The sequence below is a fragment of the Bacillus spongiae genome, assembly GCF_037120725.1.
Taxonomy (GTDB): domain Bacteria; phylum Bacillota; class Bacilli; order Bacillales; family Bacillaceae_K; genus Bacillus_CI; species Bacillus_CI spongiae.
The window spans coordinates 118,587-134,853 of the sequence record NZ_JBBAXC010000007.1; the positions used below are offsets into that span (position 1 = coordinate 118,587).

At 36.2% G+C, this 16,267-nt stretch carries 15 protein-coding genes; 7 read left to right on the plus strand and 8 right to left on the minus strand.

Translation table 11 applies throughout. The annotated features are described in order from the left end of the window. Window positions 1-357: 357 nt before the first annotated feature. Window positions 358-1,677, plus strand: a complete 1,320-nt coding sequence (gene murA / locus WAK64_RS10390; protein WP_336586902.1) for a UDP-N-acetylglucosamine 1-carboxyvinyltransferase — start codon at window positions 358-360, stop codon at window positions 1,675-1,677. 108 nt (window positions 1,678-1,785) lie between these two features. Here the strand turns inward: murA and WAK64_RS10395 are convergent, their stop codons facing one another. After that, window positions 1,786-2,544 carry an SDR family NAD(P)-dependent oxidoreductase gene (locus tag WAK64_RS10395; RefSeq protein ID WP_336586903.1) on the minus strand — a complete coding sequence of 253 codons (759 nt, stop codon included), beginning with the start codon at window positions 2,542-2,544 and terminating at the stop codon, window positions 1,786-1,788. Between the two features lie 118 nt (window positions 2,545-2,662). Between WAK64_RS10395 and WAK64_RS10400 the strand changes: the two genes are divergently transcribed. Then, window positions 2,663-3,046, plus strand: coding sequence for a MerR family transcriptional regulator (locus WAK64_RS10400; RefSeq protein ID WP_336586904.1), 384 nt, complete (start codon window positions 2,663-2,665; stop codon window positions 3,044-3,046). 50 nt (window positions 3,047-3,096) lie between these two features. Here WAK64_RS10400 and WAK64_RS10405 read toward each other — a convergent pair whose 3' ends face one another. From WAK64_RS10405 to WAK64_RS10425, 5 genes are all read right to left on the minus strand, one after another. Beyond that, entirely contained in the window at window positions 3,097-4,194 is a 1,098-nt protein-coding gene (locus tag WAK64_RS10405) for a Ger(x)C family spore germination protein (RefSeq protein WP_336586905.1), read from the minus strand. Window positions 4,195-4,263: 69 nt separating this feature from the next. Beyond that, window positions 4,264-5,748: a spore germination protein gene (locus WAK64_RS10410; protein ID WP_336586906.1), complete on the minus strand. Its 1,485-nt coding sequence runs from the start codon at window positions 5,746-5,748 to the stop codon at window positions 4,264-4,266. Between the two features lie 42 nt (window positions 5,749-5,790). Next, the gene (locus WAK64_RS10415) at window positions 5,791-6,870 is read right to left on the minus strand and encodes a GerAB/ArcD/ProY family transporter (RefSeq protein ID WP_336586907.1); all 1,080 of its coding nucleotides are present in this window, start codon (window positions 6,868-6,870) and stop codon (window positions 5,791-5,793) included. 286 nt (window positions 6,871-7,156) lie between these two features. Next, entirely contained in the window at window positions 7,157-7,753 is a 597-nt protein-coding gene (locus tag WAK64_RS10420; protein WP_336586908.1) for a TetR/AcrR family transcriptional regulator, read from the minus strand. A 480-nt stretch (window positions 7,754-8,233) separates the two neighbouring features. Further along, window positions 8,234-8,326 carry a YjcZ family sporulation protein gene (locus WAK64_RS10425; RefSeq protein ID WP_336586909.1) on the minus strand — a complete coding sequence of 31 codons (93 nt, stop codon included), beginning with the start codon at window positions 8,324-8,326 and terminating at the stop codon, window positions 8,234-8,236. Between the two features lie 284 nt (window positions 8,327-8,610). Between WAK64_RS10425 and WAK64_RS10430 the strand changes: the two genes are divergently transcribed. The 3 genes from WAK64_RS10430 to WAK64_RS10440 all read left to right on the plus strand — a co-directional run bounded on the left by WAK64_RS10430 (window position 8,611) and on the right by WAK64_RS10440 (window position 11,344). Further along, window positions 8,611-10,056 (plus strand): DEAD/DEAH box helicase, encoded by a 1,446-nt coding sequence (locus tag WAK64_RS10430; protein WP_336586910.1) that lies wholly within the window; start codon window positions 8,611-8,613, stop codon window positions 10,054-10,056. Window positions 10,057-10,386: 330 nt separating this feature from the next. After that, on the plus strand, window positions 10,387-10,515 hold the full coding sequence (locus tag WAK64_RS10435; RefSeq protein WP_336586911.1) for a hypothetical protein: 129 nt from the start codon (window positions 10,387-10,389) through the stop codon (window positions 10,513-10,515). Next, entirely contained in the window at window positions 10,496-11,344 is an 849-nt protein-coding gene (locus WAK64_RS10440) for an AraC family transcriptional regulator (RefSeq protein ID WP_336586987.1), read from the plus strand. The genes WAK64_RS10435 and WAK64_RS10440 overlap by 20 nt, the downstream gene beginning before the upstream one ends. A 123-nt stretch (window positions 11,345-11,467) precedes the next feature. Here WAK64_RS10440 and WAK64_RS10445 read toward each other — a convergent pair whose 3' ends face one another. Both WAK64_RS10445 and WAK64_RS10450 read right to left on the minus strand, forming a co-directional pair. After that, the gene (locus tag WAK64_RS10445) at window positions 11,468-12,766 is read right to left on the minus strand and encodes a serine hydrolase (RefSeq protein ID WP_336586912.1); all 1,299 of its coding nucleotides are present in this window, start codon (window positions 12,764-12,766) and stop codon (window positions 11,468-11,470) included. Window positions 12,767-12,919: 153 nt separating this feature from the next. Next, the gene (locus tag WAK64_RS10450) at window positions 12,920-13,858 is read right to left on the minus strand and encodes an LCP family glycopolymer transferase (protein ID WP_336586913.1); all 939 of its coding nucleotides are present in this window, start codon (window positions 13,856-13,858) and stop codon (window positions 12,920-12,922) included. Window positions 13,859-14,695: 837 nt separating this feature from the next. On the opposite strand from WAK64_RS10450, the gene WAK64_RS10455 reads away from it, so the two are divergent. Both WAK64_RS10455 and WAK64_RS10460 read left to right on the plus strand, forming a co-directional pair. Then, window positions 14,696-15,472 (plus strand): SDR family NAD(P)-dependent oxidoreductase, encoded by a 777-nt coding sequence (locus WAK64_RS10455; protein WP_336586914.1) that lies wholly within the window; start codon window positions 14,696-14,698, stop codon window positions 15,470-15,472. A gap of 140 nt (window positions 15,473-15,612) precedes the next feature. Next, a complete protein-coding gene (locus WAK64_RS10460; protein ID WP_336586915.1) occupies window positions 15,613-16,257 on the plus strand; it encodes a hypothetical protein in 645 nt (214 codons plus the stop codon). The last annotated feature ends 10 nt before the right edge of the window (window positions 16,258-16,267 follow it).

Below are 16,267 nucleotides of genomic sequence, written 5' to 3' on the forward strand. Positions count from 1 at the left end.
TCCAACTCTTCTCTCCATAACGATTAAGTAAACTTCATGCCCTATAACGTATTAGGAAGTTGTTATTTCATCCTGCTATTAACCTTATTAGTTTCTTTACTAATAGTCTTGCCTTAACCCTCTCTATTTTGCTTGTTCTCAAAGTCCACTTCTTTGTACCTCAAATGTCTATTGTTGACTAGTTAAAAACCATCGTAAATATAATCTAGAATTAAAAATTTTACAAAAACATTTCACTTAACATACTAGAAAAGCATAAAACAAAAAATGAAAAATATTGAAAAAAACAGAATAAAAATGTAATATGACTATATGAATAATGAAAGAAAAAGAAATTAATACGAGGAGTTAATAATAATGAAATGGTTAAGAGTAGAAAAATCAGGTCCAATAAATGGGACAATCAATATTCCAGGCTCTAAAAATAGTTCATTGGCAATTTTAACAGCCACATTGCTTTCTGATGACAAGGTCACATTACATAATATTCCAAAGATATATGATAATAAGATTATTTGTGAATTAATGAAAAAATGTGGAGCAGATGTTTTGTGGCAAAACGATGAAATAGTAATACATCCTCAAAACGTACAAACAGGAAATGTTGATCCAGTGAAAAGTTCCACTTATAGAGCATCCTACTATTTTATTGGTGCTTTATTAAAAAAAATGAAAAAAGTAACAATCGGTTACCCAGGTGGTGATAACTTTGTATCCCGGCCAATTGATCAGCATATTAAAGCGCTCACTGCCTTGGGAGCAACAGTAACTTTTAAAGAAAATGAATATATTATTGAGGCTGAAAAGTTAGTAGGAGCTCAAATTTATTTTGACACCATTACATCTGGTGCAACCATGAATACCATTATGGCTGCTGTTTTGGCTGAGGGAAAAACAATTTTAAAGAATGCTGCCAGAGACCCAGAAGTGGTAGATTTAGCAAATTTTTTAAATCATTTAGGTGCAAAGATTACAGGTGCTGGGACTCATACGATAACCATTGTGGGGGTTAACAAGCTTAAGGGTGGTAAATATTCCGTAATACCTGATAGATTGATTGCAGGTGCTTTTCTAATGTTTCCTGGCCTTAACAGAGGTAGGATAACGGTAAATAATGTAATTCCAGACCATTTGTCTTCTTGCATTAGTAAATTAAGAGAGATTGGATTAAAAATAGACATAGGTTTAAATAATAATAGTATTACCTCTACCTATATAGGCCCCCTTAAAGCAACAAGAATTAGAACAGGAATGTATCCTTTATTCCCAACAGATTTACAGCAACCCATGACGGCATTATTATTAAAAGCTCACGGAAAAAGTATAATCTCTGAAAAGGTGTATCCACATAGATTTAATCATTGCAGTCAGCTCTTAAGGTTAGGCGCTAAAATTGAAGTGAAACAAGGAGTCTCTTTTGTAAGTCGGAGTGAAAATTTAAAGGGTGCCGTATTAAAAGCAAGTGATGTTCGGGCAGGAACATGTTTAATAATGGCAGGGGCGATGTCAGAAGGGGCAACCATTATCTCCGGTGTTGAGCATTTAGAAAGAGGATATGATGATATTTTAAGGTCTTTCCGTTCAATAGGAATTAAAATCTCTATGTTTGAGGGGGAGTCGCCTTTTGAAAATGATGCCCAAAACCTAGACTTGAATAGTGGTGTGCCGTTTAATTAAAAAACTGATTATAAAGCCCTGGCGTTTTTACGTTCAAGCTCCATTTCTAGCATTAAGGTTATAAAACGAGAACTCCCCCAGCTAATGGAAGAATTCTCGTTGATAAAACTACCTCACACGACCAACATAAGGGAAAATCGGATCTCTTAACGAAAATTCATAAGTTTGTCCATCCACAATGCCGACTACTTTATTTCCGTCATATAGGTCGAGTAGAAAGTGTGCCATTTCTTTGGCAGTGTGGAATTGTGGGATAGTTCCTTCGTATTCGAAGGTGTCAATATCCATGGAGCGCAGGGCGAATTCTGTTTCGGTCGCTGCTGGTGCCAACACTTTGACTTGCATTTTGGCTCCTTTTGCTTGCAGTTCTTGGGCAAGACCCTCTGTGAAAGCACTGACGTAGAATTTTGTAGCACAATAGGTGATGGCATCTGCAACGATGGTGTAGCCGCCTGCTGAAGAGATATTGATTAGCTGTGTTCCTTCAACCTCAGAGTAGTCGCGAACATAAAGTGAGGAAAGAATGGTTAAGGCTTCATTGTTTAAACGGAGCATGGATTCAATCTTAGGCAGCTTTTGTTTGGCAACAGGATCGAAATTTCCGAAGCCGGCATTATTAATCCATGTTTCAATAGTGTATTCTTTTAAATTGTCATAAAGGGCGTATACATTTTCTGAGATAGATAAATCAGATTGTTTAATGATGACATCCACATCAGGATTGATCTGATGGATTGTTGCTTTTAATTCTTCTAGCTTTTCTTCTCTTCGTGCGACAATGATGACGTTTTTCCCGCGAGCAGCGAATGCAAGGGCAGTTTCATAGCCAATTCCAGAGCTTGCTCCAGTAATAACAGTATAGTTCATTTTTCTTCCTCCTTAATAAATAGCCATTGAATGGTTGTTACTAATAAGAGTATAATGGTTAAAGTGAACTCTAAGTCAACTGTTTTATGCCCAACAATTTACAATCTGGAGGTCTTATATGTATTCTATCGGTGAAGTGGCCAAAATGATTGGCGTAAGCACACATACATTGCGATATTATGAAAAGGAAAAAATTATTATTCCAAATCGTAATAAAACAGGGGACCGAATGTATGAGGTATCCCATCTAAAATGGTTATTATTTGTCCTTAAATTAAAAGAAACACAAATGCCAATCGCAAAGATTAAACAATATGCTGATCTCGTTCGTGAAGGTGAGCATACCACTTTTGAACGGTTAGCGTTATTAGAAGAGCATCAACGTTCTATTCAGGATCAGCTTGAAAATCTTCAATCCACTGAAAAGATGCTTCAGGGTAAAATTACGACATATAAAGCATTTTTGAATGATCAGTCTCCGTCTATGTCAAAGAGCACGTGATGATTTTTCAAAAGGATAAATGAATAGTGGAAGTCGTACGACGGATGGGCTTAGTACGACTTTCCTAAGTTTCCTAACTGAACATTTGAGCGGATAGACACTTCAATTTCCGGATATACTTCATCCCAATTCAACTTAGTCCATTCCTCATAACTAAGATGGCTTCTGACATATTGACCTAGTCCAATATTATCAACATTATTCTCTTGTAAAAAAGCAACAAGGTTTTTCGTTTCTTCATTGACGAACTCTTCGATTGTTTCCTCTAACTTTTTTTGATCGGCTGGGATTTCAATTTTTAAATCACCTGTATATTCTTCAAGGGAACCAGTGAAGTCAATGGAAATATCAATGGAAAAGGAATTATCCTCCTTTCTTTTTACTTTGACTTTATGATTATTTTGGACGTAGGCAAGATGAATATGTTGAGAAGGATCTCCTTTTTTTAAGTCTATATCTAATAAACCTTTTCGAAAGTTTTCACTTAAAAAAAATAGAAAGACAGCCCGTTCCTTCGGCAGCATGGTCACAAGCTTATCTTCATTAAATAAGGCGAATCCTTTAAATGAAAGGTGCTTGTCTATATTTTCAATGATGGGTAAGAAAGGGTCAATTCCATCATCGTAATAAGAACGAGTGAACTGGAATACATTTACAGACGGAAAAATAAAGGTTTTATCGAATTTTTCCATCATATCTTCTAAATACAAACCTATATTGGGCTGTCCCTCTAATTTTGTCTCAAGAATCCCTTTTGCGGATTCTTCTGCAACGGCAAGGACGACTCGCGAGCCAAAGCTTGGATCGCGAAGCGAAGTTTCTAAAATAGGGAAAATCCCCTGTTCGGCTAATTCCTCGCCAAATAACATAATCTCAAGCTGACCGTTTACAATTTCTAGGCTTGTTTGTCCCATTATCTCTATTGCTACATCTTTTGTGGAATTGCCTGTTGCTTGTAATATCTCATAAACAAGCTCATCTTCCATCGCATGAGGGTAGACTGCCGTAATATTTAAATAGTTTTCTTCCTCCTCTGAAAGATCGAATCCGAGTGCATTAATCATCGCTAAGTCATCGATGCCGTAATTATTGTAGCAACCACTTAATAGAAGAGTGGATGATAATAGTAGTAACAACAACTTGAGCATAATTTCCCTCCTATAGTGAATGTTCTTTCATACAATCTATCTTAGTGAATCTAATGTTTGGTAATCGCTTTATTTTTCTTTCGTGTTATTTTGTGAATGATTTATACTAGGACGATTCGTAAGAGCGGAAAAAGGCCCTCGTAAAATCGTATCTCTCCATCCACCCGTATTAAGTGGAGAGATTGGCCATAAATAAGGCGATTTCAGGTTCGTTAAGCCAGTAAGATGAATAATGAGGCAGGAAACAGCAAACAGAATACCTAAGTTGCCTAAAATTCCGGCAATTAAAATAAAAGCAAACCGTGTAATTCGAATGGAATTACTCATCACATAGTTAGGAATAACGAAGGATGAGATCGCTGAAATCGAAACCGCTATGACGAGAATATTACTCGTTATTCCCGCTTCAACAGAAGCGGACCCAATGACAATTCCACCGACAATCCCGATTGTTTGTCCAATTTTTGTTGGTAAACGCGCTCCAGCCTCTCGTAATAATTCAATCGTAAATTCCATTAATAAAGCCTCCAAAATAGGGGGAAATGGAACTTGGCTACGAGACGAAATGAGATTAATTAAGAGAAGGTCAGGTACCATTTCATAATGAAACGTCGTGATGGAGACATATATAGGTGTAATAAATAATGTGGTGAAAAGAGCAAAAAACCGTAGTAGTCTTGTTGCACTTCCTACGAGCCATCGTTGATTATAATCATCCACCGATTGAAAAAAATCAAAGAAATCAGTAGGAGCACTAAACGCGTATGGGCTATGCTCCATCATTCCGACTACTTTTCCTTCAGCTAATTTAGAAGCGACAACATCAGGTCGTTCCGTTGTATGGTATTGCGGAAAAGGAGAGTTAGGCGATTCATCGATTAGTTGAATTAACATATTCGTGTCATAAATCGCATCTATTTCTATATGATTAATTCTCTCTTTCAATTCTTCGACGATATCTGCGTTAGCGATTTTTTCGATGTATAAAAGAAATACTTTTGATTTCCCAATTTCTCCGACAGACAGCTTCACGATTTTTAAATGGGAACTACGAATTCTTCGTCTTATCAGAGAAAGATTCGTGTCAATTAGTTCATTTAATGCATCGTGTGGACCGGTAATAATCGTTTCGTTTTCCGCTGATTGGATTGAACGTGACTCAAGCATGGTAACGGAGTATATATATACGGTTTCATGGTGGAATAGAATTACTTTTCCCTCTAAAATGGCCTTTGTAACTTCCTTACTATTATGACTTACTTGAAAGGAGTGATGGTCTAGAAATGACTGAATTTCTTCTTTGGATAATTCTTGTAATTTTGATAGGACATCACTTAACAGTGCTTGTTTATTAACCATGTAATCAAAATACAGTAGCTTAATTTCTACATGAGGGTAGGACTTAAGCGTCATATCGTCGCAATCCGTGAATTGTTCATATATATGGGGAAACGTCGGTGGTTTATTGTCTTCTTCGTCTTTTGCTTTTTGCTTGCTCCACTCTGATTCATGCTTTTTATCATTTTTCAACCATCGCTTTATAATAGAAAACATTTTCTTCACCTCACGTAAATTGATTTTTGATTATGACGTTAGTCATGTTCTAAGTCTATGAACAATATTCGAAATCCCCATTAGAAGAAGTATAAAGATAGGGAGGCCAAAGGCCACTATAATCCCACCTGAACCGATAATCATAATCCATTTTTCAACTTCTCTAGTAATTTTAATGAAAAGCGTCAGAATAAAGGCAATGATTAGTAAAATCAAAATGGAAAAGCGAGAAGATAATTTAGGAATGGCTTGTTTAAAAAATTGGTCTGCTCCCCAAAAGTAGAGGATAATCGTAACAAGGACCTCAAAGATAAATAAATGAAAAATCATTCCTTCAATTCTTTCAAGAAAGGGAAGCTCGATATACTCAAACATTGTTAATAAAGGAAACGTGTCATTAAGCAGCTGAGGGAAACTAAAGAAACCAAAGGCAATAAAACAAGTGATTAAATAAATAAACGTAATTAATAGATGCCCAAATAACACAGGTTTATAGGCAGATTTCTTTTTTGTCAGGTAAGGAATGAGTAGTAACGAAAGCTCATATCCTAAAAAGGAAAAGTAAACTTGTAAACCACCCGTAAAGAGACTAGTCTCTCCTTCAAAGATAAATGAGGTGAGTCGAGTAAGTCTAAACTCCGCAAGCGGAAATAATAATATTAATGCAATGACGATAGTTGCCATGAAAATAACGGTTGTTCTCGCAATATGGACAATCCCACTCCGAACGAGCCAATAAGTCAAAATAAGTGCCATAATAACAAATACGGATGTAGGCATTGTAGGGTAGTATAATAAGCGCAAAATAAGTTCAAAATCTTTTGCAATAAGAACGGCAAGACAGCTCCATAACAATGCTATCGCTATATATATAGGGAAAAGCAATAGCTTCGGAATAGACTTTTCTAATAGTTGAAAGATGGTACGATCCTTTCCAAAATGAAAGACCAAACCGATAAGCAGAATATTAAGCACACCGATGAAAGAAACGAACAAGAGGGCTATCCAGCCATTCGTACCAAATGCCTCTGCTACAATTCGAGGTAAGGTAAAAATGCTAATACCAACTTGGATCATATAAATAATAATGGCCAATTGATAACGATGAATTTTCTCCTGCATGGCGGGTCTCCTCAAAATGAAATACATTTAGTCCATAACAGTGTTTAGTATGGGGGAAAGCGAGAAAAATATTCTAGTTTAAGTGATTCCTTATCAAGTAAATTCCTACTTAATGGAGAGAGACCCTTCAGCAAAAAAGGGTATCTCATTTACTAGAAGCCAACAAAAAATCCGTATTCCTCTCATGAAGGAATACGGATTTATAATTAATCCTCGTAGAATTTTAGCAATAAATTAACGGTGTTGCTGATGGGCTCTTGTTCTGTTTGTAACGATTAGAATTCACTCATCGTTTTAACCCTTGAGTAAATATTTGGATAAAGGTGTCAACGGCTTCTTCTCGTGTAACGGTTGTAAATTTATTCTCAAAACGTGAACGGACGACAAGGATTCCGATAATGCTTGAAATAACGTTATAGGTAATGGCTTCAGAGTTCAATGGAAGGTGTATCTTTTCCTTTTCTTTCATTACATCAAAGTATTCGATTAACAAATCACATAGGTCTTCAGGGATTAACGTATCAATTTTGTCTTTAAATTCTTTTTCTCTTAGTAAAATGCTAATTAACTTTCGATTTTTTATGAAAGTGTTTAAAATGATGAAAATGATTTCTTTTAAATCGCTTTCTACTTCATACTTTGCTTCTGTTTCAAGAAAATGTTTCATTTTAGGTATATCAAAGTGAAGCATTTTAATACTCTCAATTAAAATGTTTTCTTTGTTTTGAAAGTGCCTGACAACCGTCATTTCCGATACTTGTGCTTCTTGAGCAATGGTTAAGAGAGTGGTTGCTTTATACCCTTTCTCGGATAGGAGCTTAATGGAGGCTTCTAATATTTTTTCACGAGTATCCTGTTTCGTATGGTTCTTTTTATTTGTCATAGAACGTAGTCCTTTCTTTATTGTCTATCTTGATGAGTAAAAGACCTTTGCGAGTGAGGCATCTACTTTCATTTTACTAGAAAACGCTATCATTATTCAAAGCCTTTTCCAATAGTAACCCCCCTGCTTAAGTATAACAGGGGGGGTTTGCTTGTCTAGTTATGAAGAGAATGCTTCTTTAATGACTTGTTTGGAATTAAAAAGCCCCATAACAAGAATCATGGGTGTCCAAAGCTCTGTCCCATTTTCGATTCATTTAAATAGTGGGGGACAAAAGCTATGTAAAATATCAGTACATACGAGACTACTACACAGTCCTGTTTTAGTATTGGTCATAGTATATACTGAAAAGGCAAATCTTCCATACATATTCTTATACATCTCTCTAATTAAAGTGAGTTTTATCTTTATTGGATGCCATACTAATAAAAGGGAGGTAGAACGGCTTATATCTTATACAGCGGAGAATGAAAGATCATTCTAGTAGAAGAAACATGCACAGCCCACAATAATCAACAATATGAATAACACCACGATTAACACGAAGTTATTTTTATGACCATAGTCGCCCATTATATTGCCTCCTTTCTGGAGTATGGAAGATTAGCATATAATATAGTATGCAAATAAGTCATATTTGCATGGACAAACAACTAATTTAAGAGAATTTTCTACTTTTTTATGGAAGAAAAACCTCTTTACTGTTAATAGCTATTACATAATAGAAGAAAATACTAACGATAATGCGGTTCTCATTCTGATAAAAAACGATCTTTGCATGAAAGACAGCTTTAGTATTCTATGTTTAGCCGTCCATTTTGAGTAGAAAAAAGAGATGAAAAAAATGAGGGTTTGAGATGAGTAGAAAAAGTTTTCAACAGTATGATTTAAGTAAAGAAATTAAAAAGGCCTTATTAAATTTAGGATTTGAATCTCCTACTGAAGTACAGGAAAAAGTCGTGCCAGTTGCATTAGAAAAACGTGATTTAGTGGTAAAGTCTCCTACAGGAAGTGGAAAGACAGCTGCCTTTAGTATCCCTATTTGTGAGCTGGTAGAGTGGGAAGAAAATAAGCCGCAAGCCCTAATACTAACACCAACGAGGGAGCTTGCCGCTCAAGTAAATGAAGATATCACGAATATTGGTAGGTATAAACGAATAAAAGCGACCTCCTTATATGGGAGACAATCTTTCGAAAGACAAAAAATAGAATTAAAACAAAAAAACCATGTCGTAGTAGGTACACCTGGTCGAGTATTGGATCATATCGAAAAAGGAACTTTCGTGTTGGACCGTCTTCATTATGTTGTAATAGATGAAGCGGATGAGATGCTGAATCGGGGGTTTATCGACCAAGTTGAAGCAATTATTCGGAAACTACCGTTAAATAGAGTGACCTTTACTTTTTCTGCAACGATTGACGAAGAGGTAGAAGCTCTATGTCATAAATATATGAAGCGACCACTAAATATAGAGGTGAACAAAAATGGTCTTACGACAAATCGAATTTCGCACTCGTATTTACAGGTGAGAGAAGAAGAAAAGCTCGATCTTCTTCAGGGGATAACGACAGTAGAAAATGCAGATAGTTGCATGATTTTCTGCCGAACGAAAGAGAAAGTAGATACTGTTTACAAGAAACTAGCTGACCACCATTATCCAGTAAGGAAAATTCATGGAGGAATGGTTCAGGAGGATCGGTTTGCTGTCATGAATCAGTTTAAAAGGGGTAAATTCCGTTATTTAGTCGCTACAGATATTGCTGCAAGAGGAATTGATGTGGATAGCATCACGCATGTCATTAATTATGACCTTCCCCTTGAAAAGGAACGTTATGTTCATCGAATCGGTCGAACAGGTAGGATGGGCAAGAATGGAAAAGCGATTACATTTCTTACGCCAGGTGAACAAAATTATATGGATGAAATAGAAGAATATGTAGGGTTTACTATACCAAAAATGCTCCCCCCAACTGAACAGGAAGTAGCTAATGCAAAAACTGACTTTGAACGGAAGATTCATTCGAATCCAAAGTTAAAAACGGCAAAACACGAAACATTTAATAATGAAATCATGAAATTATATTTTAATGGTGGAAAGAAAAAGAAGTTGAGAGCCATCGATTTTGTAGGGACGATTGCCAAAATTAAAGGAGTGTCAGTAGCGGATATTGGAATCATTACCATTCAGGAAAATTTAACCTACGTAGATATTCTAAATGGAAAAGGTTCGCTAGTACTACGTGAAATGAAAACGAAGACGATTAAAGGAAAGCAATTAAAAGTTCACCAGGCAAAAAAATAGATTGATCTAAGCGTGCATGCTTGTAGGCGTTTTTTATTAAGAGTGAATAGCTGAATACTATTCACTTTTTTTAAATTGAATGATTAGAACTATTTCTTTAGGAACAAAAACATCCGACAACAAATGACAAAGACGCTTTTTCATTTCTGTTACGATAGGAATGATTGTACAACAGTCAGGCATCAATAAAAAGGTTAAACCGTACATCGTAAGGACTGGTGACGAAAGGGAAAGGTAACAAAAATGTACCGGTAAGTGTCCACCACCTGCATTGTGGCTAGTCTTTAGTTATTATCGTGATTATTATACAAAGAAAGGGAATCTATCCTATTGAACAACATCGAGGAGTGGGTCTGTCATACACGTGCACAAAATGACAGGTTCCAGAAATTGAGTGGTGCTACACTTGATATTGAAGGAGGGATGAGAACCGGTGGAAATGTTGAAAAGGATGAATGATTGTATTCAATATATCGAGGAACATTTAGATCAAACGATTGATTTGGATGAATTAGCACGTTTGTCAACTAGTTCAAAATTTCACTTTCAACGATTATTTCTCTTACTTACAGGTTATACTCTCGCTGAGTATATACGTAAACGGAGGCTAACGTTAGCTGCACAAGCGCTTATGAATTCAGAAGTCAAGGTCATTGATGTGGCACTAACATATGGTTACGAAACACCTGAGTCATTTTCAAAAGCTTTTCGTAAAGCTCATGGTGTGTCACCTTCTCAAGTGAAGGGTCCTGGTACGACATTGAAGGCGTTTCCCCGCATCTCCTTTCAAATATCATTAAAAGGAGAAAGTGAAATGAATTACAAAGTAGTTGAAAAAGAAGCGTTTAAAGTCATTGGGAAAAGTAAACGAATTTCATCCGTAGATGGACGTAATTTAAAGGAAATTCCAATGTTTTGGGATGAGGTTGTGAGTGAAGGTGTTATTGATCGCATATGTAATGTAGCTGGAACTGACGATACGGTTGGTGTATGTATGGAGTTTGACGATCAACATAATGAATTTACGTATGTGATTGGTGCGGAAACAGTCAAGTCCCAGAAGGAATTTGAAGAGAAAGAAATTCCTGCTAGAACTTGGGCAGTGTTTGAATCGGTAGGAGCTATGCCAGATGCCATTCAAGGGGTATGGAAACGAATCTACTCTGAATGGTTTCCTTCAACCGGGTATGAGCATGCGGGAGGACCGGAGCTTGAACTATACCCTCCAGGAAACCCGAATGACCCGAATTATCGTTGTGAAGTATGGATTCCGATTCAAAAAAAATAGTTTGTCTTTAAAGCTGCTGTACTTTTAGTGCTCTTCCTAGAAAGAAGTCGTATGATGGAGCTTGGACGGCAGAATGTGAATTAGTGTTAAAGTAAAAAAGGAAGCATGATTTGCTTCCTTTTTCTAAAAGAATTTTTTAAATAGTTCTTGAATGGATCGAAAAAAACGAGTAATCCAACTTTCCTCCTTAACAGATTCAGCCGCATACACATTTATACGATAATTTTCGTTTGGCTTTTCAATAATATACTCATCTGTACTAGGGTGCTGAAGAGTCATCTCGCCTATTTTTTCTCCTTTTTCGACAGGAGCTTTCAGCTTCCCTTCTTCGGTAAGCTTTTCTTCATCCATAACAAGGTTTAATAGCATTTTATCCTTCTTTGTTAAATTCATTCTAATGTTAAGCGTTTCATCTGAGTAATAGTTGATACTAGTGACTTTCCCACCGGAAACTTGGATTACTCGTTCTTGGGGACTTTGGTAGTCATCCAGTGTAAATTCAATGGCTCCATGCTCGTTAAAGCCGTAATCTAACAGCTGAGTGGTTTGGAGAAAACGATCGATACTACTTGGTTGGTTTTGGTCATCTTTAGCGTTCATAATAACGGTGATATAACGGATGCCATTTTTCAGGGCGGTACCTGTGAAGGTAGGCCCAGCAAATGGTGTGGTACCTGTTTTAAGTCCGTCCATTCCTTCATAAGCATATGGGAACCCTTTAAGCATGATATTTGTATTTTCCATCAAAAACGCTTCCGCTGTTCCTTCTCGAAATGTTTTAGTTGGAAGGCTTGCTGTTTCTAATACTTCAGGGAAATCGCGAATTAAGTGATACGCAAGAGTTGCTGTGTCTTGGGCGGATAACATGTTTTCATCATGTAAGCCAGTACCCTCTGGGTGAAGGCCCATCATATCTTCGTTACTAAGTCCAGTTGAATTTACGAATTGATAGTGTTTAAGGTTGAGAGTTTCTGCTTTTTCATTCATCATTTCGACGAACTCACCCTCTGATCCTCCCACCATCTCGGAAAGAGCAATGGAAGCCCCGTTGGCAGATTTAATCACCATCGCTTCATATAATTCTTTTACAGAATAAGCCTCACCTTTCTGGAGCGGGACATTACTTAGTCCAGGTGTATTCGCCAACGTATACACTTTTTCACTCGCTGTATACGTATCATCCCAGGAGATTTTTCCAGTGTGAATCGCTTCTAGGACAAGGTATTCTGTCATCATTTTGGTCATACTTGCGATGCCAAGTGGCTGATCTTCATTTTGTTTATATAGAATTTTTCCTGTGTCAGCTTCAACTAAAATCGCTGCATCAGCATTCAGCGCTAAGCTCTCATTCGCCTGTGTGTGATGGGGAAGAATAAAAGGCGTAATAAGGAAGAGACAAAAAATAAGTATTTTTTTATTCACTTTCATACCTCCCTCTATTTGGACAACTTTGTTACTGTATCACATTTTTTAAGGTAGCATAATGAATGCAACTGTAATAGAAAAATGAAAAAAGAAGAGCATTTTATTTGCTCTTCTCGGTGGTAAGGCTACTATTTCTTATTGTGATTTTTCTTATTCATTCAGATCTAAATGTGTTTTTAGTTCATCTTGAACGGCTATGACCTCTTCATCCGGAATGACTAAATACCATACTCCACCAATGGTTTGCCCTTGTCCCTTTGTGAATGAAATTTGTTCAACAGAGTTCGTTGCTTCTCTGTAATTTTTTTGAACATCCACCATTTCCGAGAAAGTAATATTTGTTTTTACGTTATTTCCGAGGGCTTCAAAAATATTTTGGAAATTCCATAAGCTAGATACACTTGCCCCTTCATTGATTACACCTTCTATGACTTGGCGCTGGCGGAGCTGTCGTCCGAAGTCACCACGAGGATCTTCTTTCCGCATTCTTGAGTAAGCTAAAGCTTCTTCTCCGTTTAAATTAAGCGTTCCAACGGGAAAGTTAAACCCTTCATAGGAGAAATCTAGGTCATTTTCTACTGTGACACCACCAACTGCATCAACGATATCGCGAAACCCTTCCATATTGATTTGAACAAAGTAATCAATAGGAATGTCTAAGAAATTCTCTACTGTATCTAAAGACATGTCGACACCACCGAAGGCATAAGCATGGTTGATTTTATCTGTCGTTCCATGGCCGATAATTTCTGTATACGTATCTCGAGGAATGCTTAACATTTTTACAGAATTAACCTTTGGGTTAACAGTCAAAACGATCATTGTATCTGACCGACCTTTATCACCTTCTCGCTCATCGACACCTAATAGGAGCACAGAGAAAGGTTCCTGTTTAGAAAAAGCTATTTCATCTGTACGTTTAGGGGAAAGGGTACGGTCTGAATCAGCTTGCATTGATGAAAGAGCTGCATTCAATGAACTATATACAGTAAACAGATAGGCAGCTAGTCCAATAAAGAGGATGCTGAACGTAATAATGAGATATTTAATCCATTTTTTCTTCTTTTTTGTATGTTTATCAGATCTCATAATGATTTATCCTTCCGATAGTATTCACATAATTATATTGTTCAGTTGTTTCTTATGTGTAGTATATGTGTAGTTTATGTGTTGTAAAGTATCACGTCAACCTTGAAGGAGAGTGAATCTAGAAAGGGTGATCGTACATATCAATAATAATTGTACCATTTATTCAGTCGTCCATCTATTTATGTGGTTACTACATGTATGGCTACAGTAATTAGAAAGAGTACTTATTCTTAGTATAGCTTTGAATTCAATGAAATAATTATATTTTTTTGAGAAATAAAAAATAAAAAGATCATAAATGCGTTTAAAAGGATTGTAACATCATTAGGAATTTGAAATAATTAGGATGTTAAAGAGTTCATGGAGTAGGTCGATGAACAATCTATAGGATGTGAAGGAGGGATGGCATGAATAATACTTAGAGAAGAATATACTTCTCGACATAAAGGAATTATTCCGTATACGTAACCTCGATGAATTGTGAATAAATGTAAGTCAGTCAAAAAATTTGCATTCTTTTCTTCAAAATACCTCCGAATTCAGGCTTATTCTTTTGTTTAAACTCCAGTCCAGTAGAATTTAATTTTAAGTAGTAAATAAAAAATGTCATCACAGTAGATTTATTCAAATATACATGTTAATTGTACGTTATCCTTTTAAAGGTTTAAGAATTTAAACGATTAAACGTATAATTTAACAAAGTATTTTTTAGCTTTACGTTCATATGAAAAGAGGTAGGAAGGGTAAAGCGAATAAAGGAAGAAGTACATCAATCCATAGGTCAAACAATCAAGTGTATTCGCTATCTATTTTTTTATAAAAAGAGGAGGAATACAAATGACACAAAAAACGGCACTAATAACAGGAGCATCTTCTGGGATTGGTCGAGAGTTCGTCTATTCCCTTGCAGAGAAAGGCTACAACATTGTTTTAGTATCGAGATCTCAAGACACATTGGAGGAAATCGCGGAAGAAATTAGGACAAGGTTTGCTGTAGATGCTTATGTTCTTGCAAAAGATTTGAGTCAGGAACTCTCTCCGAAAGAAGTGTATGAAGAGGTGAAGGGGCAGGAGCTGACAATTAACATGCTCGTCAATAATGCAGGGTTTGGAACAACGGGTGAACTATTACAAAGTTCAATGGAGAAAAACCATCAGCAGGTAATGGTCAACGTGAATTCTGTTGTTAACTTAACCCAGTTATTTTTGAAAGATATGGTCGATAGGGGGGAAGGGGATATTATTAATATCGCTTCGATGATGTCGTTCTTACCCTTTCCGTATATGTCACTTTATGCGGCGACGAAAGCCTTTGTCCTTTCATTTACAGAGGGAATTCATGAAGAATATAAACATAAAGGGATTCGTGTGTTGGCTGTCTGTCCCGGAAGTACTGAAACGAATTTCTTTGAAGACGCACCTGATTCACTGAAAGAAGGCAAGATGAGAACGCCTAAGCAAGTCGTTGAAACAAGCTTTAAAGCTTTAGCCAAAAACAGAAGCTTTATAGTTGATGGGACTCCTAATTACACGATTGCTAACCTACCTAGAATACTTCCGAGAAAAGTGATTACAAAAATTAGTGGTTCGATTATGAAAAAGAATATGTCCTAATGACTTTGCTTGCTCTCAAGTATTCATCTACTTAGGGCAGGCTTTTTATTTATGAAACATTGTCCTAATAAAACCGTATAATAGAATAAAAGGGAATAAATAACGAGTTAGTGCTATGTTCTAAAGGAGATGAAAGCAACATGATAGATGGGAGCAGTTTACTATATGCCTTTTATGTATTACTGTTTACGGGAGTGTGTACTTGGTTGATCTATTATCAATATCAGATAAGAAAAGCCATGCAGCTTACGGAAGAAGCTTTATTTCCACAAAAGGACCAATATGAAAAGGTATTAACCCCATATGCTTGGACTGAAATGAGACCGTTAACGAAAGATGCCAAATCATATAAATATTACAATTGGTTAACTGTTGTCATTGTGCTCCTTCTCATTGCAATGTTCTATTTTGTATTTATTGATAAAACCATTCAAGGAAACGTTATTGTGACAAGTTATTTATTACTCAGTATGACCAATCTAATTAGGCTTCCAGCAAGCTTTTACCTAATACCAAACGGACTCATCTTAAATGGATTTTTTTATCCTTGGTCTAAAATAAACTCTTACGAAGTAGAAAGGATAGTGAAATGGCATTCTATGTATGGATTACATGAGAAAATAAATAATGGCTACTGTGTAAGATTCCAAATAAAAAAGAGGTGGCTTCGTCCACAACCCATCGTTATCTCCGATTATGAAACATTTCATTTTATTAACAATTATTTAATTGAACGAGGAATTATTCAAAAGGAAGCGAAAGTAAAGAAAAATGAAGTTGTGTAAATGATTTACA